The 22,271-nt window shown below is 35.7% G+C and carries 18 protein-coding genes and 1 tRNA gene; 7 read left to right on the top strand and 12 right to left on the bottom strand.

Features of this window, described 5'->3' with window-relative positions; translation table 11 throughout:
- Positions 1 to 321 precede the first annotated feature (321 nt).
- Together SLH48_RS07545 and SLH48_RS07540 are read left to right on the top strand one after the other, a co-directional pair.
- On the top strand, positions 322 to 1,176 hold the full coding sequence (locus tag SLH48_RS07545; RefSeq protein ID WP_320257653.1) for an SDR family oxidoreductase: 855 nt from the start codon (positions 322 to 324) through the stop codon (positions 1,174 to 1,176).
- Positions 1,177 to 1,429: 253 nt separating this feature from the next.
- Complete coding sequence (locus SLH48_RS07540; RefSeq protein WP_320257652.1) at positions 1,430 to 2,284, top strand: SDR family oxidoreductase; 855 nt, start codon at positions 1,430 to 1,432, stop codon at positions 2,282 to 2,284.
- Between the two features lie 464 nt (positions 2,285 to 2,748).
- Here the strand turns inward: SLH48_RS07540 and SLH48_RS07535 are convergent, their stop codons facing one another.
- A complete protein-coding gene (locus tag SLH48_RS07535; RefSeq protein WP_320257651.1) occupies positions 2,749 to 3,825 on the bottom strand; it encodes a cytochrome D1 domain-containing protein in 1,077 nt (358 codons plus the stop codon).
- A gap of 757 nt (positions 3,826 to 4,582) precedes the next feature.
- Here SLH48_RS07535 and SLH48_RS07530 point away from each other — a divergent pair.
- Positions 4,583 to 5,701, top strand: coding sequence for a glycosyltransferase family 1 protein (locus SLH48_RS07530; RefSeq protein ID WP_320257650.1), 1,119 nt, complete (start codon positions 4,583 to 4,585; stop codon positions 5,699 to 5,701).
- Positions 5,702 to 7,204: 1,503 nt separating this feature from the next.
- Positions 7,205 to 7,813, top strand: a complete 609-nt coding sequence (locus SLH48_RS07525) for a transporter (RefSeq protein WP_320257649.1) — start codon at positions 7,205 to 7,207, stop codon at positions 7,811 to 7,813.
- A 273-nt stretch (positions 7,814 to 8,086) separates the two neighbouring features.
- Here SLH48_RS07525 and secG read toward each other — a convergent pair whose 3' ends face one another.
- A complete protein-coding gene (secG, locus tag SLH48_RS07520) occupies positions 8,087 to 8,320 on the bottom strand; it encodes a preprotein translocase subunit SecG (protein ID WP_214483628.1) in 234 nt (77 codons plus the stop codon).
- A gap of 234 nt (positions 8,321 to 8,554) precedes the next feature.
- Complete coding sequence (locus SLH48_RS07515) at positions 8,555 to 9,400, bottom strand: LysR family transcriptional regulator (protein ID WP_320257648.1); 846 nt, start codon at positions 9,398 to 9,400, stop codon at positions 8,555 to 8,557.
- Between the two features lie 152 nt (positions 9,401 to 9,552).
- Between SLH48_RS07515 and SLH48_RS07510 the strand changes: the two genes are divergently transcribed.
- Complete coding sequence (locus SLH48_RS07510; RefSeq protein WP_214483626.1) at positions 9,553 to 10,221, top strand: type 1 glutamine amidotransferase domain-containing protein; 669 nt, start codon at positions 9,553 to 9,555, stop codon at positions 10,219 to 10,221.
- A 167-nt stretch (positions 10,222 to 10,388) separates the two neighbouring features.
- Entirely contained in the window at positions 10,389 to 11,822 is a 1,434-nt protein-coding gene (locus SLH48_RS07505) for an NAD-dependent succinate-semialdehyde dehydrogenase (RefSeq protein WP_320257647.1), read from the top strand.
- Positions 11,823 to 11,976: 154 nt separating this feature from the next.
- Here SLH48_RS07505 and eno read toward each other — a convergent pair whose 3' ends face one another.
- The 9 genes from eno to SLH48_RS07460 form a co-directional block, all read right to left on the bottom strand.
- Positions 11,977 to 13,269 carry a phosphopyruvate hydratase gene (gene eno / locus SLH48_RS07500; protein WP_320257646.1) on the bottom strand — a complete coding sequence of 431 codons (1,293 nt, stop codon included), beginning with the start codon at positions 13,267 to 13,269 and terminating at the stop codon, positions 11,977 to 11,979.
- 12 nt (positions 13,270 to 13,281) lie between these two features.
- Complete coding sequence (gene gpmI / locus SLH48_RS07495) at positions 13,282 to 14,817, bottom strand: 2,3-bisphosphoglycerate-independent phosphoglycerate mutase (RefSeq protein WP_320257645.1); 1,536 nt, start codon at positions 14,815 to 14,817, stop codon at positions 13,282 to 13,284.
- Positions 14,810 to 15,571 (bottom strand): triose-phosphate isomerase, encoded by a 762-nt coding sequence (gene tpiA, locus SLH48_RS07490; RefSeq protein ID WP_320257644.1) that lies wholly within the window; start codon positions 15,569 to 15,571, stop codon positions 14,810 to 14,812. Before tpiA ends, gpmI begins: the two co-directional genes overlap by 8 nt.
- 159 nt (positions 15,572 to 15,730) lie before the next feature.
- On the bottom strand, positions 15,731 to 16,915 hold the full coding sequence (locus tag SLH48_RS07485; RefSeq protein ID WP_320257643.1) for a phosphoglycerate kinase: 1,185 nt from the start codon (positions 16,913 to 16,915) through the stop codon (positions 15,731 to 15,733).
- A 144-nt stretch (positions 16,916 to 17,059) separates the two neighbouring features.
- Positions 17,060 to 18,067, bottom strand: a complete 1,008-nt coding sequence (gene gap / locus SLH48_RS07480) for a type I glyceraldehyde-3-phosphate dehydrogenase (protein WP_214483620.1) — start codon at positions 18,065 to 18,067, stop codon at positions 17,060 to 17,062.
- A 47-nt stretch (positions 18,068 to 18,114) separates the two neighbouring features.
- Complete coding sequence (locus SLH48_RS07475; protein WP_214483619.1) at positions 18,115 to 19,134, bottom strand: sugar-binding transcriptional regulator; 1,020 nt, start codon at positions 19,132 to 19,134, stop codon at positions 18,115 to 18,117.
- A gap of 134 nt (positions 19,135 to 19,268) precedes the next feature.
- On the bottom strand, positions 19,269 to 19,520 hold the full coding sequence (locus SLH48_RS07470; RefSeq protein WP_320257642.1) for a glutaredoxin family protein: 252 nt from the start codon (positions 19,518 to 19,520) through the stop codon (positions 19,269 to 19,271).
- A gap of 33 nt (positions 19,521 to 19,553) precedes the next feature.
- The gene (rpoN, locus tag SLH48_RS07465) at positions 19,554 to 20,873 is read right to left on the bottom strand and encodes an RNA polymerase factor sigma-54 (protein WP_320257641.1); all 1,320 of its coding nucleotides are present in this window, start codon (positions 20,871 to 20,873) and stop codon (positions 19,554 to 19,556) included.
- Positions 20,874 to 21,403: 530 nt separating this feature from the next.
- A tRNA-Arg gene (locus tag SLH48_RS07460) sits at positions 21,404 to 21,475 on the bottom strand.
- A gap of 208 nt (positions 21,476 to 21,683) precedes the next feature.
- Between SLH48_RS07460 and clpP the strand changes: the two genes are divergently transcribed.
- Positions 21,684 to 22,268, top strand: coding sequence for an ATP-dependent Clp endopeptidase proteolytic subunit ClpP (gene clpP, locus SLH48_RS07455; RefSeq protein ID WP_320257640.1), 585 nt, complete (start codon positions 21,684 to 21,686; stop codon positions 22,266 to 22,268).
- The last annotated feature ends 3 nt before the right edge of the window (positions 22,269 to 22,271 follow it).

Below are 22,271 nucleotides of genomic sequence, written 5' to 3'. Positions count from 1 at the left end.
TTAAAAATAGAAATTTTTGTAATAAAAAACATCAATTTAGCTTTATGTCAGATTTGTCCATTCTCCATCTCGACCTTAATCTTTATTTTCGAGAGACCCAGCTGCTGTCATCGGAGACTTATATAGCCTGTTTCAGAACTTAAGTTGGGATTATCGTGCTAATAGACATCGAATTTTCAATCAACCCTAATTGTATCGCTATGTGATACACGAGCTACAAATCTCATATAATTGTAAAATATACGATATAATAACATTTAGATTTCCTTGTCAATATAGGAGTTATCTATAATACTACTATTTCGTGGGGAGTGAATATAAATGGATGAAAAAATCGCGATTGTAACAGGAGCTAACTCAGGAATGGGGTTGGCAACAACCGTTGAAATCGCCAAAACTGGGGCTACAGTTATCATGCTTTGTAGAAATAAAGAACGTGGTAACAAGGCTTTACAGGAAGCGATTGAACAAAGCAATTCAAACAAAATTGATTTAATGCTCTGTGATTTAGGTTCCTTTGAAAGTATTCGTTCATTCGTCAAACAATTTAAAGAAAAATATAATGCTTTGCATATATTAGTGAATAACGCTGGGGTTATCTCTTTAAAAAGGCAAGAAACAGTAGATGGTTATGAGGCACAAATAGGTGTTAACCATCTTGGACATTTTCTGTTAACTAACTTATTGCTAGGTGTTATGAAAAACTCTAAGGAAGCTCGAATTGTTAATGTATCTTCTGGAGCTCATAAAATTGGAAAAATACATTTTAACGATATTAACCTAACGAAAAGATATAGGACTTTTAAAAGCTATTCACAATCTAAACTAGCGAATATTTTATTCACTAAAGTGTTAGCTGAAAGATTAAGAGAATCCTCTATTACTGTAAACGCTCTCCATCCTGGCGCAGTAGCTACAAATATTGGTGTCGACCGCAACACAGGTTTCGGTAAGACCGTCGTTGGATTGTTGAAGTATTTTTTCCTGACACCAGCTGAAGGGGCAGCTACTGCTGTTTATCTCGCTACAAGCCCTGAAGTTAAAGGTATAACTGGAGAGTATTTTTATAAAAAGAAGATCACTCCAGTTTCAAAACGAGCTCAAGATAACGAAGCTGCGCATAGGTTATGGAGCTGGAGTGAAGATGCCGTAGAATTAACAAACGATTCTTTATAAATAAAGGCTCTTAACGTAAACTTTGTTGTTAAATAGATAAAAACGTCGTTTCACTTAACATTCATCGTTTTATAGAAGAATAGATGCCATAGAATTTTTTAGTATGTTTATTTTTTCGTACAAAAAACAAAAGATATGAAAACATCCTAAAAAAATGATAGCTAGGTACTTATAATATTACACTTTCCTATAAATAATTCTCTATCGTCACTTCCATACTATTAATAGCATTATGACGAAGGAGGATTTCCATATGAACCAAAGTAAAATACCTGCACAGCATCAAAATCAGCAACCTGGCCTGGAAAACATGATGGATCCAAAACCAGTTTCAGCTCTGCCTTCCTATAAGGCGAGTGGTAAACTAAAAGATAAAGTTGCGATTATTAGCGGTGGGGACAGTGGAATAGGAAGGTCAGTCGCTATACATTATGCAAAAGAAGGATCACATATTGTTATCATTTATTTGAATGAACATGAAGATGCGACCGAAACAAAAGACCTTGTAGAACAAGAAGGTAGCAAATGTCTGTTAATTGATGGTGATATTGGTGACGAATCTTTTTGTATGCAAGCGATAAAGCAAACCATAGAGCTTTTTGGAAAGATTGACATCATTGTAAATAACGCTGCAGAACAGCACCCACAAAGTGGGTTACTTAATATTACCTCAGCACAACTAGAACGAACGTTTAAAACAAATATTTTCTCCTTCTTTTATCTTACAAAGTTTGCATTACCCTATTTACAGCAAGGAAGTGCCATTATTAACACTACTTCTATTACAGCTTATGAAGGAAATGAACAGCTCATCGATTATTCAGCTACAAAAGGTGCAATTGTTGCCTTTACTAGATCATTGGCAAAGTCATTGGTAGGGAAAGGTATTCGTGTAAACGGTGTTGCTCCCGGGCCAATTTGGACCCCTTTAATCCCTTCCACCTTTTCAAGCGGAAAGGTAGCAACATTCGGAAATAATACGCCAATGAAACGCCCAGGACAACCATGTGAAGTTGCCCCAGCATATGTATATTTAGCTAGTGATGATTCATCATATATGACTGGTCAAATACTACATATAAACGGTGGAAAAATAGTTAATGGGTAAAAAGAAAAGCAGGATGCATATACTGGAAGCATAACACATGAAGATGAAGGTGTTTTCCTTTCGACTCAAGACTACACCACTTTAGGCTGAACATCTAGAATTGTTTAAGCACCTTGATCACCCTGAAGAAGCGCTGGAACTAATTAGGATCTTATTTATAGAAGGTAGAATTAAAAAAACAAAGCAGAAAAGCCGATTCCCTCTGGAATTCGGCTTCTTAGATTAATAACAATAACAAAGCATTTATATATAGGTTACTAAAATATTGCTCAAAACATAAAGAAAGACGTAATTAGTATCATTACTGAACAGCGCCATTTCATGAATAATATTTTCAACTAGTCCAATAGTAAGCTACGCTTACCTCTTCGAACTATTCAACTTATTAATCATTGTGTCATATAATAATGATTCATTTGCAATACATACTTTTCCAAATAACTAACATCTTTGTAAATTGAAAGTTATTTAGGCGTAAATGCGACAGCCCTAGGATTTATCCCCACTTGCACAGAAGTTAGCACACTATGCGTCTTCGTGTCTATAACAGACACGTCCCCTGATCCATTGTTTATAACATAAGCATGCTTTCCAGCTGGTGTTATCGCTATATCAACTGGACCCATCCCCACTGGTACGGTAGCTATTACGGAGTGTGTCTTTGTATCGATGACTGTCGTAAACATACCTAGCAACGGATCTGTCCCAAATACCTCTGTGTTCGTGACATAAGCGAGTTTTCCATCTGGAGTAAAAGTAACTGAAGCAGCTGCACCTCCCGTATCCACGGTAGCAAGCACACTGTGGGTCTTCGTATCGATAACCGATACATTTCTCGATCCATTGTTTGGGACATATGCGAGTTTTCCATCCGGTGTTATTGCTACATCAACTGGAGCCACCCCTACAGGTACGGTAGCTATTACGGAATGTGTCTTTGTATCGATAACTGTCGTGAACATACCTAACAACGGATCTGTGCCAAAAATTACTGTGTTCGTGACATAAGCGAGTTTTCCATCTGGAGTAAAAGCAACTGAAGCAGCTGCACCACCTGTATTCACTGTAGTAAGCACACTGTGGGTCTTCGTATCGATAACTGACACGTTTCTCGATCCATTGTTTGGGACATATGCAAGCTTTCCATCCGGTGTTATTGCTACATCAAATGGATCTGATCCCACAGGTACGGTAGCTATTATGGAGTGCGTCTTTGTATCGATGACTGTCGTGAACATATCAAACACTGTTCCTATAAACGATGCGTTTGTAACATAAGCGAGTTTTCCATCTGGAGTAAAGGTCACTGAAGCAGCATTGCCACCCGTATCAACGGTAGCAAGGACACCGTAAGTCTTCGTATCGATAACTGACACGTCCATTGAGTCATTGTTTGTGACATATGCAAGCTTTCCATCTGGTGTTATTGCTACATCAAATGGATTCGATCCCACAGGTACGGTAGTAAGGACACTGTGAGTCTTCGTATCAATGACCGACACAGTACCAGATCCTTGATTTATGACATATGCAAGTGTCATGCAAAAACACCTTCTTTCGAATAATTGAGGATCAAAACGATTTGGTCTATAGAAATACTATGAACTAAATATATTTTGATAATTATAAAGATACCCATAAACTATTTATGATGTGGTGGAGAATGAATGTTTCCTACTTTATCCCGTTACTACTTCACGTGTTAAGAAACCTTTATGCATTTGTTGGGCACATAAAAAAGCCTTTTCCTTCAAAAAAGACTCTCTTTGTTAGTGTCCAACATCTTACACTTAATATAGTGTATGTGCGACAATTGCTGTTGTAGAACTAGATATTAAGCATATACGGTAGTATAGGAAACCTTACATATTCGGCTCCTTAAAGGACTTCTAGATTTTATAAGTTGGTACCGACATATTGTCTCCCAAGCTTTATTTGAGATAAACCACATTCTTATCACGTTTGGGAATTTATGACAATATATAGTATTAGAAATGATAAATGGTTTAGGTTCTGATTTATGTTAATTATTCATATTCATTATTTAACTAAACAGACTTCTTTTAAAAATTTTTATTAATCAATTTAATTTCCCATAATTATCTTCGTTTTATATGAGAATAAACCCCATACACCTCTAATTTTTTTAATCAGATAGGTGTAGTGTCTTCACCTGATTCATCATTATTCCAGTTTACTTGAACAAAATCACTGGTCGTAACAAGCTCTTTTAGATTTTTGAATTTTTTTTAATAAGTTGAGTTGAGATTTTAAATAGGATAAAGGGGTGATTAACTATTGCTAAAAATAGGATTAGACTCAAGGGTGTTAGATTGTCAACATAGAGCCGGTGTAGCAAGGTATACTCATAATGTAATTAATGAAATAGTAAAAGATTATGAGGACCAGTTTTATTTGCTAGGTGGACCTGCTGATCATTTAAATCACTTAAATAGAATTAGTATCGATTTACCCAACTATAATTTTGAGTATGCCAATAAAAGCATAGAATTAGCAGGGAATTCATCTGATTTGGATTTAATATTTTCTCCTTTTTATCCAATTCCAGAACAACGAAATTTCAAAGCAGTATTAACAATTCATGACTTAATTCCATTAAAGCTAGAGGAGTTTTATAAAAATACGCTAATTCATCAATTAATGGATGAATTTATTCGTAAAACAGTGGAACATGTTGAACATATCATTGCAGTGTCAAATCATACTAAACATGATATTATCGAGTTATTTTCTGTTGAGGAAGAACGAATTACTGTTATATATCCAGGACTAGATAATATTTTTTTGTCAGAACAAGAAGTCGAAAGCACATCTAAAAGCCAAGCTATACTGAATAAGTACAATATAAATAAACCATATATTTTATCAGTCTGTTCGTTCGAATTTAGAAAGAATCTCCAACGAATTTTAAATGCTTATGAACAATTAAGAGAGGCTCATAACGATAATATTGGATTAGTGTTAGTTGGAGGAGGGTTGTGGCCTTATGGTGAGTTATTCACTAATATAAGACACAGTAAATATTTTAATGACATCGTTATTACAGGTTACATTCCTGATGAACACCTCCCAACCCTTTATAAAAATGCTGAAACTTTTGTTTATCCTTCATTATATGAAGGTTTTGGATTTCCAGTTATCGAAGCAATGGCTTGTGGTACTCCAGTCGTGACATCAAATGGATCTTCATTATGTGAAGTAGGCGGTGAACTAGCTGTTTATTGTGATCCCTATAAAGTTGATTCTATCGTTAGTGCGCTAGAGGAGACACTATTTAAAGCTAATAATTATAAAGAAGCAACATCATTTAAAAAATGGGCTAGACAATTTTCATGGAAAAAAGCTGGGGAACAGACTAGAGAATTGTTATTTACAACTGTAAATAGTATTAAGTAACACTCTTAATTACTTATATTAAATAAGTATTAGGAATGGAGGAATAATCCCAATTATAATCTAAAGCCATTCGACAATGATCAAATGAGCTTATCTCTTCCAATAAGTTCTCCTATTTATTATATAAATAATATATCAATACTTCTAAATACTATATGTACAATTCTCTTCTTAATTAACAACTATTTATCGTTGCTTACAGAACTAGAAAAAAATGATAATAACTTTTTACCACTCTGCTAAACACTATGTGATAGATTGCTATTCGCTATGTTTCTTTAATAAGGATAAAGTATAATTGTAATTTTATGTTAAAATAATTATGAGGATGGTGAAGGGCTGTTCTAAATTAACCAAACAAAATTATGTTTAAGACTATGGAGTAATAAGGTTGGTGAAAAACTATTAAAAAGATTTTACTCCCAGTGATTTATGTTAGTGAATGGGTATTATTTTTGTATATACTAATTTTTATCTTTATGTTCAATATGATATATTACGCTAATATAATTCTGATTGATATGCCTTGGGAAGAGCCTATTGTATTGCCATTTATAAAATCATTAATCTTTGTATTAGTAGTAGGTATAGTTAGCTTTATATATATCAAATATCTAATAGGTAGTGCGTTATACATAAAAATTAAAGGAGTTATTTGGGGGTTATTATTCAGTTCGAATCTTCTAAGTTGTCTTCTTTGGTTTAGTTTAAGCTTTGTCTTTAATTTGTCTTATCATGAACGGATTTTACTAATAATAGCTATGTTAGTAAGTGCAATATTAACAGTTCAAATTGTCTTTAAATATCGAAAAACTACAGTGACATAGTCCACTTAAAGTAAGTTGTTATACTCCCCTTCACTTATCAGATCTCACGGTCTTGATTCAAGTGGGGTATTCTGACCGTAAAATGATAAAATCTCTCTTAGCTAGTAAAATGTAATACATTTAAGGCGTAGATACTAATAATAGATTCGGACATAAGGATATAGTTATAAAGTCACCACAAAAAATCTACGATTATATTTTGGAGGTTATGGACAGATAATTCTACCAGTATAGAGGAAAATAGTAGATTTTTTTCGCGAAAGGAAGAGGAGAGAAAAAGACCATTCATAGAATCATTTTTTTATAGCGAGATTCATAGACATATTACAAGAACAATTGAGAAAATAAAAAGAAAGAACCTGTGCAAACAAGAAGAACTGAGTGCTGATCAATATAACCCAACTTTTTTTAATTCACTAAAATGGGCTTTCTAAGAGTGGTCAGCTCTGAGGGAATCGTCTATTGTGTAAGACCGTGAGTTCTATAGACACTTGCGGTCTTTCTTATTTTATGCAGATATTGCTTTTCTATATCATAAATGTTTGGAAACGTACATTTCCACCACCTGGTAACTTGTAAGATGTTACGATAGATATTGAAAAATTTCTTTAATTACAAACTGTTCGTCGTTATTCAGTTTTTTGACTGATAAAGGAATAAAAGGGGTAAGTGTATTGTGAAGATCTTATATGAGTTAATTATGATAAGCTTAGTAATTTTAATCATACTTACTTTTTGGATAGAAAATTCTTTTAATTCCATTATAAGTTGGGTAGTTTGGGTTGTGTTTTTCTTAGATTTCATTTGTAGATTAATTTTTGTGAAAAACAAATGGGAATTCATAAAAAATAACCCCTTACTCATCGTTGCAATTATTCCATTTGATCAATTTTTTCAATTGGCCCGCCTTGTAAGAATCATTTATTTATTTAGGATTAAGACCATTACAAAATATTATGTACAGCCATTGGTTCAACGGATATCTAATTTATCAAAATTACTTATTATCTTAGCCTTATTGATAATATTTTCTGTAGAAGCACTGCTATTATGGCAACTAGAGAACAATATTATATCTTTTTGGCATTCTTTTTACTTTGTGATAGGGCAATTGATGTTTTTTGGACGTGATATATATCAGGTAAATCACACTGTAAGTTATATTTGTGTAACTTTTAATTCAATAGTCGGAGTAGTCATTCACGGGTTGGTGATTCAGTGGTTTTTCAATAGAATTGAACCCTTTTATTTGAAATTTACTAGGATCCAACGCAAAGGTGAATAATTTGGTAAAACTACTCGTCTCTCTATCGTTCGTCTTTTCTAGGGGCAGTTTGAATTGAATAAGACAATACTCATAATGAAAAACGCTTGAATTAATATTCAAGCGTTTTTTTGTGTCGTCTTATATACGATAATTTACGTTACCGTTTAATATACGTTTGTATTTATTTCACCAGGTTATCTGAACCGCCTAGAGAAAAACCCTGAGCATGATAGTACATTAATGAAATAATAATATTGCTTGTAAGCTTTTTTTATTTAGCTTTGTTAACCCTTAAAGACCCATATATGCTAATACAATTGTTAACACGAAAAACAATACAGACAAAATAATCGTTAAGTTTTGTAAAACAGCATCTAATCCTCTTGCCTTTTGCTTTCCAAAAAGCTGCTCGGCTCCACCAGAAATGGCACCTGATAATCCTGCGCTTTTCCCTGATTGTAAAAGAACTACCGTAATGAGAGCTAGACAATCTATCACTAATAATGTCACAAATAATGTGGACATATGATACACCTCCAGAAAATCGTACTATTCACTTATTATAATTTAGCATATCTTAAAACTACAAACAAGTCCTTTTCAGGTAGTGACAGCATTTCAAGCACTACCGTAACAGATTATTTGTACTATTTGTTATTCCAGCTGTACCTATACTTATTTATAAGAGGAGATATTTAATGATCTTACGCTGCCACCCAATGTCTGTTGCACTATGGCATTTATAGTATTCAAGTAGAGTTACCTTAGCATTGAAACTAATTTTTTCCCGATGGCTTCGTCATTTGCTATTAGAGAAACATGACGTGATATATTAAAATCTTGAATTTCGATAGCTTTAACATTCTCTGAACTATTTTGTATAAATATTTCTGGAAGAATGGACATACCAAGGTTTGCTTCAACAAAACCTAATATACTTTGACCAAATTCAATTTCTGAGGCAACCTTTAAAGTAGAGCCCTTTGACGTAAATTCTTTGTCAACGAGCATTCTAGCATCGCATGTAGGGGGAAGTACAACAAATGATTCATCCTTTATTTCATGAAAGGAAATAGAGGTTTGGTTAGCATAAATCGGATGATTGGCATTTATAAATAAGAAAAAGCGTTCTGAAAATAAAAACTTAGAGTAATAAGAATGTTTGATTTCTCGATCATCAAATAATGCAACGTCTATTAACCCCTTCTCTAGCCCCGATAATAATTCCAAAAAGCTATGAGAAATTTTTACCCTGAATTGATCATTGAACTTATGCTTAGCAAATTTATATGGAAGATAAGACGTTGCTATACTCGGCCAAGATCCTATTGTAATATCACCAATTCCTTGACTTAGATTAATTTCTTTACGTACAGAATTGACTTCCTTTAAGATATTTTTACTGCTCTTTAATAATATTTCACCAGCTTGAGTTAATCGAACACCCGTAGAAGAGCGAATAAATAAACTAGCGCCTAAATCTATCTCAAGATTTCTTATTTGTTTACTTAAAGCAGGTTGACTCATGTGTAATAATTCACTCGATTTAGTCAAACTTTTCGTTTCTGCAGTTATTTGAAATGCTTCTAACCATTCAATTTTCATGTATTTCACCTTTATAACTTTCTGTTATTCCCATCTAACATAATGGAAGTACATAATCTTATATATTGATGATAACCTATAGAAGTAACGAAGACAATTTCCAATAAGAACAATACTACATCAATAATTATTATAATTAGGAGGTATATACATTGGCAAATATATTAATGGTTATATCAAATGGAATAGCAGTAAAATCATATCGAACAGGTTATTGGTCTGAGGAATTTCATGTTCCATTAAATGTATTAGAAGCAGCAGGTCATACTGTGTCAATTGCTTCACCAAAAGGCGGAGATGGAATGGTTGATCAGTTTTCTTTAAATGATGAAACAGACCCAGACGGGAAATCAAGAGAGTTTGAAAAGCTTGGGCGTTGGAAGGATACGTTACGTTTAGCTGACTTACAAGGAAAAGATTACGATGTCATATTATTTGTCGGAGGACATGGACCCATGTTCGATGTTTCCTACGATCCACATGCTCATCGTTTAATAAATGAAATTTATGATAATAAAGGCATCGTTGCAGCAGAGTGTCATGCACCTTCTGTGTTAGCTTTCACTTATAGAGAAGACGGTAAATCAATCATCGATGGGAAAAAGGTTACTGCTTTTCCAGATGCCTATGAACCAAAGGAAGTAATAGAATTTCTACCATATAGTGTAGAGCAAGAGCTGGCTAAAGTAGGCACATATGTCGGCAAATTAGACCAGCCAGCATTATCGATCTGGGCAGATGATCAAATTATTACGAGCCGTGACCCTGCATCATCGGAAAGTATCGCTCAAGAAATTGTAAAAGCATTAAAGAAAGATTAATTATATTGACAGCTGGCACATGAAGAATTTCAATTTGTGTTTCAGCTGTTTTCTTTTCTGAAGATTTGACTACGGAAAAATGCAAGTCTGTTCGAACGGTAAACTTATTTAAGTATACTTTCACACTTAATAACAGACTAAGATAAACAAATAAAAGGGTGAGACAGATGTTTATTAAGCAAAATTTTATAAACGGTCAGTGGATAGCATCAGAAGATGTAATTGCTATCAAAAACCCGGCAACGAAAGCAATAATAGGAGAAGTTTCAAATGGCGGGCATACAGAAGCAGTTCTAGCTATTGAAGCAGCATCAAAAGCCTTTGCTTTATGGTCGAAAAAGACTGCAAGGTATAGAAGTCAACTTCTTTATCAATGGTATCAATTAATTAAAGAGAATCAAGATGAACTAGCTCGGATCATAACGATTGAGCAAGGAAAACCATTAAAGGAAGCTTTAGCAGAGATCGAATATGCAAATGAGTATGTGTTATGGTATGCAGAGGAAGCGAAACGAAATTATGGTAATACGATTCCAGCCTCTACAACTAATAAACATATTATAGTAAAAAAAGAGCCAGTAGGAGTAGTTGCTGCTATTACACCTTGGAATTTCCCTGCTGCAATGATTACTAGGAAACTTGCCCCAGCATTAGCAGCTGGATGTACCGTCGTTGTAAAGCCCTCAGAAGAAACGCCTTTTACCGCTTTAAAGTTAATACAATTAGCAGAAAAAGCTAATTTCCCTAGAGGCGTAATAAATATCGTAACAGGTAATGCTAAACAAATTGGCGATGCTTGGTTACGAGATAAGCGGGTTAGAAAATTAAGTTTTACTGGATCAACACCTGTAGGAAAACTTCTAATGAAAGAAGCAGCTGATTCTGTAAAAAAATTATCTCTCGAACTAGGGGGACATGCACCATTCATTGTCACAGCACAGGCAGACATCGATAGAGCTGTTGAAGGAGCCATTCAATCTAAATTCCGCAATGCAGGTCAAGCGTGTGTTGCATCTAACCGTTTCTACATTCATGAAGATGTGATAGAAAACTTTACAGCTAGATTAGTAGAACGTACTTCACGTTTAACCTTGGGAAATGGGTTGAAAAATAACATTGATATAGGGCCTCTCATTAATGAGAATGCTATAGCAAAAGTTATGTATCATATTGAAGATGCTGTAGCGAAAGGTGCGTCTATTTTAACAGGCGGGAAAAAGATCTCGGAAGAAAAAGGTCATTATTTTCAGCCTACTGTCGTTGGAAATGTGACAGATGATATGGTCTGTATGCAGGACGAAACGTTTGGACCGTTAGCCCCTATTACCTCTTTTAAAACGATTGAGGAAGTAGTGAACAGGGCAAATAGCAGTCAATATGGTCTTGCTGCATATGTATTCACAACTAGTTTAGATGAAGCTACATTTTTCATGAACAATTTAGAGTATGGAGTAATAGGTGTAAATGACGGACTCCCATCAGCTGCGCAAGCTCCTTTTGGCGGTTATAAAGAAAGTGGATTAGGTAGAGAAGGCGGGTACTTTGGAATAGAAGAATATTTAGAGCAGAAGTATATCTCTGTTGACTCCTTTACGCAATAAGCCGTGATTCAAAATACAAAGCTATGGGTATAGAAGGAAAAAGTTGTAGTATTTGTCTAACCAACCATATCACGAATAGTCTAATTAAGAGTTACAGAAAGATAATAATAATCCTTTTAAAAAGACCTCACATTACGTGAGGTCTTCAATAATGTTATTTCTTTAAGTTATAGAATGATGCTAAACCATCAAAGCGTGCTGTTTCTTGTAATTGATCTTCGATGCGTAACAATTGATTATACTTCGCAACACGATCTGTACGTGATGGAGCACCAGTTTTGATTTGTCCTGCATTTGTTGCAACAGCGATATCAGCAATCGTGCTATCTTCAGTTTCACCTGAACGGTGAGAAATTACAGCCGTATAGCCCGCACGTTTTGCCATTTCAATTGCATCAAATGTTTCAGTTAATGTACCAATTTGGTTCACTTTAATAAGGATTGAATTACTAATTCCTTTTTCAATTCCTTCTTCAAGCTTTTTCGTATTTGTTACAAATAAATCGTCACCTACTAATTGAACTTTGTGTCCGATACGTTCTGTTAGTAGCTTATGACCTTCCCAGTCATTTTCATCTAATCCATCTTCAATTGAGATGATAGGATACTTTTCAACAAGCTCCTCATAGAATGAAACCATTTCTTCAGACGTTTTCACAACGCCTTCACCTTCTAAATGGTATTTGCCATCATCTTTGTTGTATAACTCAGATGAAGCTACATCCATTGCTAACATAATTTGTTCGCCTGGTTTATAGCCTGCTTTTTCAATAGCTTCAATAATTGTTTGCAACGCTTCTTCATTTGAGCTTAAGTTTGGTGCAAATCCACCTTCATCACCTACAGCTGTATTATAGCCTTTTGCTTTAAGAACAGATTTTAAACTATGGAATATTTCTGCACCCATACGAAGTGCTTCCTTGAAGTTTTGTGCACCTACAGGCATAACCATGAATTCTTGAATATCTACATTATTATCTGCATGCTCTCCACCGTTTACGATATTCATCATAGGAACAGGTAATGTTTTCGCGTTAAATCCACCTAAATATTGGTATAGTGGAATCTCTAAGAAATCAGCCGCAGCACGTGCAACTGCCATTGATACACCTAAAATTGCATTTGCACCTAAATTACCTTTGTTTTCTGTCCCATCTAATGCCATTAACGCTTTGTCAATTGCTACTTGATCAGTCACGTCAAAGCCTACCATTTTTGGAGCGATGATTTCATTTACATTATTTACTGCTTGGATAACTCCTTTACCTAAATAACGATCTTTATCACCATCACGTAATTCCACAGCTTCATATTCTCCAGTTGATGCACCACTTGGTACTAATGCACGTCCAAATGCACCAGATTCAGTATATACTTCTACTTCAACTGTTGGGTTTCCACGAGAATCTAATACTTCACGACCATAAACGTCTACAATGATTGACATAATTATCTCTCCTTATTCGTTAATTAATGATTTTCCAGTCATTTCACTTGGTTGCTTTACATTTAATAATTGTAGCATTGTAGGTGCTAAATCACCTAATTTACCGCTATCTCTTAACTCAATTCCGTTTTTTGTTACGATTACTGGAACCGGGTTTGTCGTATGTGCAGTCATTGGCTTTCCTTCTAAAGTTACCACTTCATCTGAATTTCCATGGTCAGCGGTAATAATAGCTGTTCCGCCCTTGGCTTCAATTGCATCAACTATTTTTCCTAAACATTCATCCACTACTTCTATCGCCTTAATGGTTGGTTCTAGCATTCCGGAATGCCCAACCATATCAGGATTGGCATAGTTTAGAATAATTGCATCGTGCTTATCTGCGTCAATTTCCTTTAACAACGCATCAGTCACTTCATATGCACTCATTTCTGGCTTTAAATCATACGTTGCTACCTTAGGTGAATCAATTAAAATCCGTTCTTCACCAGGGAATTCTTCTTCACGACCACCGCTCATAAAGAAGGTGACATGCGGATACTTTTCAGTTTCTGCAATCCTTAATTGCTTTAAGCCATTTTGTGATAGGACTTCACCAATTGTGTTGTCTAAATTTACTGGTTTAAAGGCTACGTATCCTTTTACCGTTTCACTAAAATGTGTTAGACAAACAAAATGTAAGTTTTTCGGATGCTTTGGTCCTCTGTCAAACGAACGAAAATCTTCATTCGTGAAAGTATTTGAAATTTGTATTGCTCTGTCTGGCCTGAAATTATAGAAGATCACCGCATCATCATCTTGGATGGTTGCTACTGGTGAGCCATCATCTTTGACAATAACTGAAGGTAACACGAATTCATCATAAATGCCGTTCGCATAAGAATCGTCTACACATTCAATCGCACTTTGATACGTCGGTCCCTCGCCATAAACCATGGAGCGATAAGATTTTTCTACACGGTCCCATCGTTTGTCCCTGTCCATAGAATAATAACGTCCAGAAATTGTAGCAATTTCTCCTACACCAATCTCAGCAATTTTTTCATTAAGACTATGAATGTAGGTTTTCGCTGTTTGTGGACCAACATCGCGACCATCTAGGAAACCATGAACATAAACCTTTTCTACACCTTCATTTGCAGCTAGTTTTAACAACGCGTACAAATGTTGTATATGGCTATGAACACCCCCATCAGATAATAAGCCAAAAATATGGAGGTTTGAACCTTTTTTCTTCGCATGATCCATCGCATTTAAGAAAGTATCGTTACTCTCAAATTCACCTTCGCGAATGGCTACGTTGACACGTGTTAAGCTTTGGTAAACAATTCGACCAGCACCAATATTTAAATGTCCAACTTCTGAGTTACCCATTTGACCCTCTGGAAGTCCTACTGCTTCCCCACTTGCTGTTAATGTTGCATGAGGATAGCTACTCCAATACCGATCAAAATTAGGCTTCTTTGCATGGGCTACAGCATTCCCTTTCGTTTCATCACGAAATGCAAAGCCATCTAAAATAATAAGTGCTACTGGTTTTTTACTCATGATTTGCTGCCCCCAAGAGCTGCAGGAAAGACTTTGGCTCTAGGCTTGCTCCACCGACGAGCGCACCGTCAATATGAGGTTGTGCCATATACTCGTTAATGTTCTCAGGCTTTACACTTCCACCGTATTGAATACGTGTTTCATCTGCCACCTCTTGAGAAAATTGCTCAGCGATAACTGAACGAATATGTTCACAAACTGCATTGGCATCTGCTGATGTAGATGACTTACCAGTACCGATTGCCCAAATTGGTTCATATGCTATAACAGTTTGTTTTGCTTGTTCAGATGTTAAACCATCCAACGCTTTTCTCACTTGATCAGCTACAAGGTCATTCGTTTGACCAGCTTCACGTTGCTCTAATGTTTCACCACAGCAAACAATAGGAGTAAGTTGATGATCAAAAGCTGCTTTTGTTTTTTTGTTTACAGTTTCGTCAGTTTCAGCAAACATCTCTCTACGTTCAGAATGTCCAATAATTACATAGCTTACTCGCAAATCTTCAAGTGCAACTGGGCTAATTTCTCCAGTAAAAGCACCACTGTTTTCGAAGTGCATATTTTGTGCACCGATTTTCAAATCAGTACTTGTAGTACTTGCCACTAACTTTTCTAAGAATAATGCTGGAGCACAAACGACTGAGTCAACTTTGCTAGGAGCAGGCACAAGCCCTTTCACTTCATCAACAAAGCTTACTGCTTCTGAAAGTACTTTATTCATTTTCCAGTTCCCAGCGATGATTGGTTTACGCATCGTACAACATTCCTTTCATTCTAGAGGATGTTCAAAAAGTTTCAATCGTTCTTGAACAAGCATTTATTGGGAAATTACTATAAGGTCGTGTTCAAAAAGGATGGACAACTCAGTAATTCGTCCCTCATTTATCTCTTACATTTTGAACAACCTCGTTAATTATTTATCTTGTAATGCTACAACACCTGGTAAAGCCTTACCTTCCATAAATTCAAGTGAAGCTCCACCGCCTGTAGAAATATGACTCATCTTATCAGCTAAATCAAATTTCTCGACTGCTGCAGCTGAATCTCCGCCACCGATAACAGAATACGTATCATTTGCATCCGCAAGTGCTTCTGCAACTGCTTTAGTTCCATTTGCAAAAGAGTCCATTTCAAAAACACCCATCGGTCCATTCCAAATAACAAGCTTAGATTTTGCAATCACATCTCGGTATGTTTCTCTTGTTTTTGGACCAATATCTAAACCTTCCCAATCACTCGGAATGTTGTCGATACTTACATGTTTTATGTTAGCCTCATTTGAAAAATCGTCTGCAACAACCGTATCAACAGGCATATAAAAGTTCACACCTTTTGCTTTTGCCTTATCAATAAATGACTTTGCAAGATCGATTTTATCTTCTTCTAATAATGATTTACCAACATCATGTCCTAATGCTTTGATAAATGTGTACGCTAATCCCCCACCGATAATGAGATTATCAACATTATCAAGAAGGTTATCAATTACACCAATTTTATCTTTTACTTTTGCTCCTCCAATAACTGCTGTAAATGGGCGCTCAGGATTAGATAAAGCTTTGCCTAGCACTTCAAGCTCTTTTTCCATTAAAAATCCTGATACTGCAGGTAAATGTTCTGCAATACCAGCTGTTGTTGCATGCGCGCGATGTGCAGCACCAAAAGCATCATTTACATATATGTCAGCAAGCTCTGCGAAAGCTTTTGCTAATTCAGGATCATTTTTTTCTTCCCCTGGATAGAAACGAACGTTTTCAAGTAAAAGTACATCACCTTCTGATAAACTAGCAATTGCATTGTTTACTTCTTCACCGTATGCAACATTCGTCTTAACTACTTGTTTCCCAAGATGCTCACTTAAACGTTCTGCAACCGCAGTTAAGCGTAGTTCTTCAACAACGTTTCCTTTAGGACGTCCAAGATGACTTGCTAAAATTACTTTTGCGCCTTGCTCCATCAAATATTGAATTGTTGGAAGTGCTGCACGAATACGAGTGTCATCAGTGACAACTCCATCTTTCATAGGCACATTAAAATCGACACGACAAAAAACTCGCTTTCCTTTTACATCAACATCTTTTACAGTCTTTTTGTTCATTTGCAAAAGGCCTCCATTTCTGATGATTCTTCATAATCATTACTAAATCATGATAAGCGAAGTATTTATATCAAATTCTCTTTTCTTAAGTAAAGGGAGGGGGAATACTTCCCCTCTCCCCTATTGCAATGTATTTATGTTATCTTACAAGCCTTTTGAAACCATGTAGTCAATTAAATCAACAACACGATGAGAATATCCACTTTCATTGTCATACCAAGATACAACTTTCACAAGATTTCCTTCCATAACCATTGTTGAAAGTGAATCAATTGTAGATGAAGCAGGGTCACCGTTGTAATCGCCAGATACTAATGGCTCTTCACTGTAGTTTAAGATTCCTTTTAGGTCGCCTTCAGAAGCTTGTTTGAAAGCTGCATTAATTTCTTCAGCAGTAACTTCTTTGTCAACCTCAGCAACTAAGTCAACTAAAGAAACGTTTGGAGTTGGTACGCGCATAGCCATACCATTTAATTTTCCTTTTAATTCAGGTAATACTAATGACACAGCTTTTGCAGCACCAGTAGTCGTTGGAATAATATTTTCAGCAGCTGCACGAGCACGTCTGTAATCTTTATGTGGTAAATCTAAGATTTGTTGGTCATTTGTATATGAGTGAACAGTCGTCATCATACCACGACGGATACCAAAGTTATCATTTAATACTTTAGCAAATGGTGCTAAACAGTTTGTAGTACAAGATGCATTTGAAACTACGTGATGGTTTGAAGCATCATATTGATCTTCGTTTACACCCATAACAATTGTAATATCTTCATCTGATGCAGGAGCAGAAATAATAACTTTTTTAGCACCAGCTTCAATATGTTTAGCAGCATCAACGCGCTTAGTGAAACGTCCAGTTGACTCAACTACAACATCAACTCCAAGATCTCCCCAACCAAGTTGTGCTGGATCACGTTCTGCTTTTACAAGGATTTCCTTACCGTCAACTACTAAATTGTTACCATTAACAGTTACATCAACATCTAATTTTCCATGAACTGAGTCATATTTTAAAAGATGAGCAAGCATATTTGCATCTGTTAAATCATTAACAGCAACTACTTCAATATTAGGGTTTTTTAATGCAGCACGAAATACGATACGACCAATACGGCCAAATCCATTAATACCAACTTTTACAGTCATGATAATTTCCTCCTTAAAATAGAAAGCTTAAATATATTAGGTAGGGATTAACCCTTAACTAACTCTTTTGCAGCACCTTCGTCGGTAATGAGCAAGGCGTTACTTGTTTGTTTAAAATAGGCTTTAATTGCTTTAGCCTTTGAGCCACCACCAGCAATTGCTATTACTGATTTATTATGTTTTAGGTCTTCAAGTTGTAGGCCAATCGTTTGAGCTTTATATACGACTTCTCCATGCTTATTAAAGTAATATCCAAAGGCTTCTGCTACAGCATTCGCCATTTCGATTTTCTTCATATCTTCATCTGAAGTTTTTCGGCGTATAGCCATAGTTTTAGCGTCTCCGATACCATGTATAACTATACTGGATGATTTTATAAGCGTGAGTACCTCTTTAATCGCAGGTTCTTCTATAATCGATTGGTAGGCTTCAGTACTAACTTGATCTGGGACATGAAGCAGTTGGTAGTTACCCATTGCTTTTTCAGCCATTTTTGCACATATCGTATTCGCTTGATTTTTTACATTCTCTCCTAAGCCACCTCGTGCAGGAACAAATAAGGTTTCCTTACTTTCGGTATTGGGAGTCATCATCTCTGCTACAGCAGCTAAAGTCGTACCTCCAGTTACCGCAACGATGCTGTTATCTTTCAAGCGCTTTTTAATACATGCAACACTCGCTCTGCCCATTTCTTTCTGAACCCAAGCTGATTGATCACTATCCCCTGATACTACAATTACTTCTTGTAGGCCTAATTTTTTCTTAACCTTCTCTTCAAGTAGCTTTAGTCCAGAGATTTCCTTCATCATCTCCTCAAGCTGCCGAAGAACGTAGACACCATCTTTCGTAATTGTCATACCAGACGCTTGTACAGAAAGTAAATCTTGATCCTTTAAGAATTGTACTTCAGCACGTAAGACCCTTTCACTCATACCTAGGCTAAGTGATAAACTTCTTCTGCCTATAGGTTGCATTAACCTTACATATTGTAAAACTTGATAGCGCCTTTGCATAACCTCTAGAAGGTTAGGTAATAATTTTTGTTGAACTTCAATTAATGAACGCATTGCAGTTCTCCTTAAAATTGGTGAAATTACCATCCGGGACTTTTTAAGTCCACCTATGACATATTATGTCCCGCATGTGGTAAAAAAAATCACCCCTGTTACAACTCTTATTCTAACAGGACTGACCCCTTTAATCAACCATTTAATCCTTGCTGTAAGCGCTTTTTTATTACATCTTTGTGAATAACTCCATACGCAATTTCTTCGCCCGCTATCTCAACTACAGGTATCATTACCTGATATTTCTCTAATAGCTGATCATCCTTGTAAATATCAGTTAATTCAAGTTGAAAAGGAATTTCAGCTTGTAGTTCAACTAATATTTTTTGAGCTTTGTCACATAAAGGGCAGTTTTCCTTCGTATACATGATTACTGTTTTGCTCATATCTTTCATCCTTTCAAAACAAAAACGCCTTCTTCAATCATATCTTTTTCTTTTTGAAGAAGACAAGATACCTAATTGATCTCTATACTTTGCAATTGTTCTTCGTGACACAATGATTTTGAAATCTCTATTTAACAGATTAACTAGTTTTTGGTCAGACAACGGACTTGCTTTGTCTTCCTCGTTTATCATTTGCTGTATTAACTCTTTAACTCTTGTTGAAGAAGCATCTTCATTAGAAGACGTATTGAGACTACTACTGAAAAATACCTTCATTTCAACTAAACCAAAGGGAGTCTGTACATATTTTCCTTTAACGGCTCTACTGACAGTAGATTCATGACATCCGACTACTTCTGCGACCTCTCTCATTGTAAGGGGTTTCAAAGATGATAACCCATGAACAAAAAAATTCGTCTGCCTCAATATGATTTGTTTTGTAACACTTAATAACGTCTGCTTTCTTTGTTCGAGGCTTTTGATAATCCATCCCCATTGTAAACCTTTTTCTCTTACAAAAGCACTCACTTTCTCATCGTCTACATTAGATAGGTCTTGCTCATATTGGACGTTAAATGATAGCTTTGGAAAATAATCTTCGTTAATAGCAGCTTCAAAATGTCCATTTTTCCGTTCAATAATTATATCAGGAATAATATAGGTTGTCTGTTCATGATGAAAAATATGTCCAGGACGAGGCTCTAATAATTGTATATGATCAAATATTTGTTGAATCTCTTTAGGCTTTACATTCAAAATCTTCGCCAAAGCCTTCCACGATTTTTGTGCAAACAATTCAAAGTAATCTTTAATAATAACTTCAGCTAATTCGTTCCTATGCTGATCCCTTTGTAGCTGTATAAGCAAGCACTCTTGAACACTCCTTGCCCCAACTCCCACTGGATCAAGGTTTTGAATAATTTCTACACATTTAGTTATATCCTGCTCAGTAACCCCAAAGCGATTAATGACATCTTGAGCCTCAAAATGAAGATAACCGTTATTATCTATATTTTCTATGAGATGATCAACAACATTTCTTTCTATATTACTTATTGGTAATAGTAATATTTGTGAACGAAGATGATCGTATAGTTTTTCAGGCTCTCCCCCGATATTTTCCAACCAATTATGTTGCTTACTTTGAGATGATGTGTTAGAAGTTTTTTTTCTAGGTATATCAAATGGTGTACTTTCCTGTATCTCAACAAGAGGATTTTCTATAGCTATATCATGTAAAAAGGTAAGTAGTTCTTGAGAGGAATATTGAAGAAGCTCAATTGCTTGAGATAGTTCCTTAGTCATCGTAAGCTTTAACGTTTGTTCTTGAAATAACCCCGGTCTCATTTCCATGCTCTCCACCCCATATCTATTTTACAATATATGAGATAATAGGTGTATGGTAAAACAATGGAAGTTAGAAAAGCGGTGCCGACTGAGCAGACTCGATAAACACTGGAAGCTTTACATTTGTAGGCGCTCTTTGCCTTTGAATGAAAAGGTGAAGTGACCTTGAGAGGCTAGGAGGCAAAGCTGGACATCTAGAAAAACGGAAGCTCCTTGGTCATCCACGACAAGCGCTGGAATCATCACACATAAAGACGCTCTTTGCCTTTGGGTGTAATGGTGAAGCGACTCGAGGTGATAGGTGCAGTTAGAAAAGTGGAGACGACTTGCTCAGCCTCGATAAGCGTTAGAGCTTCAAACTGTGAAGGCGATTTTTGCCTTTATGGTTTGAAGCGAAACGTCTCAAGGCGAATCTAGACAACTATTAAAAAGCCCTAATTTATCTGAAGCTCTATCATTTAAAGGCGCTCTTCCCTTCGAAGTTTCTTGAACAAAAAAAACCTTCTTTTGAAAAGAAGGTTTTTTCTCTTATGTAACGCCCTCGACAGGATTCGAACCCACCCTAAGAGAACCGGAATCTCTCGTGCTATCCACTACACTACGAGGGCATATAACAGATTGCTTTCAATATTATATGTTAGATTGATGTACAATGCAAGCAGAATTCAGTAGTATTTAGGTATAGCAGGTATGGATTTAAAAAAACATGAATAAGATAGTATTGTTAGTACTTTTCGTTTGACCTTTATTGACCATAGGTGTATGATAAAAATTACATAAATATCTAAATAAAGTTTAAAAAGGAGGATAATTAAATTGAATCTAATTCCTACTGTTATCGAACAGACAAATCGCGGAGAAAGAGCATATGACATTTACTCACGATTATTAAAGGATCGTATTATAATGTTAGGTAGCGCTATAGATGATAATGTAGCAAACTCAATTGTATCCCAATTTCTATTTCTTGCAGCAGAGGACCCAGAAAAGGATATTTCTTTGTATATAAATAGTCCTGGAGGATCAATTACTGCAGGAATGGCAATTTATGATACGATGCAGTTTATTAAACCGAATGTTTCAACAATGTGTATAGGAATGGCAGCATCAATGGGTGCATTTTTATTAGCTGCTGGTACGAAAGGCAAGCGTTTTGCTTTACCAAATAGTGAAGTGATGATTCACCAACCACTAGGTGGTGCTCAAGGTCAAGCAACTGAAATAGAAATTGCTGCGAAGCGCATTTTATTCTTACGTGATAAATTAAATGGCATCCTTTCTGATCGTACTGGTCAGCCATTAGAAGTGATCGAACGTGATACAGAGCGTGATAACTTTATGACTGCTGAAAAAGCCACAGAATACGGCTTAATCGATAAAGTTCTACACCCAGCGAAGTAATCA

Origin of the sequence: Cytobacillus sp. IB215316 (genome assembly GCF_033963865.1) — a bacterium.
Classification (GTDB): Bacteria; Bacillota; Bacilli; order Bacillales; family SM2101; genus Nanhaiella; species Nanhaiella sioensis.
Note: the sequence above shows the minus strand (reverse complement) of the source record. Positions and strands in the feature narration are given on the sequence as shown.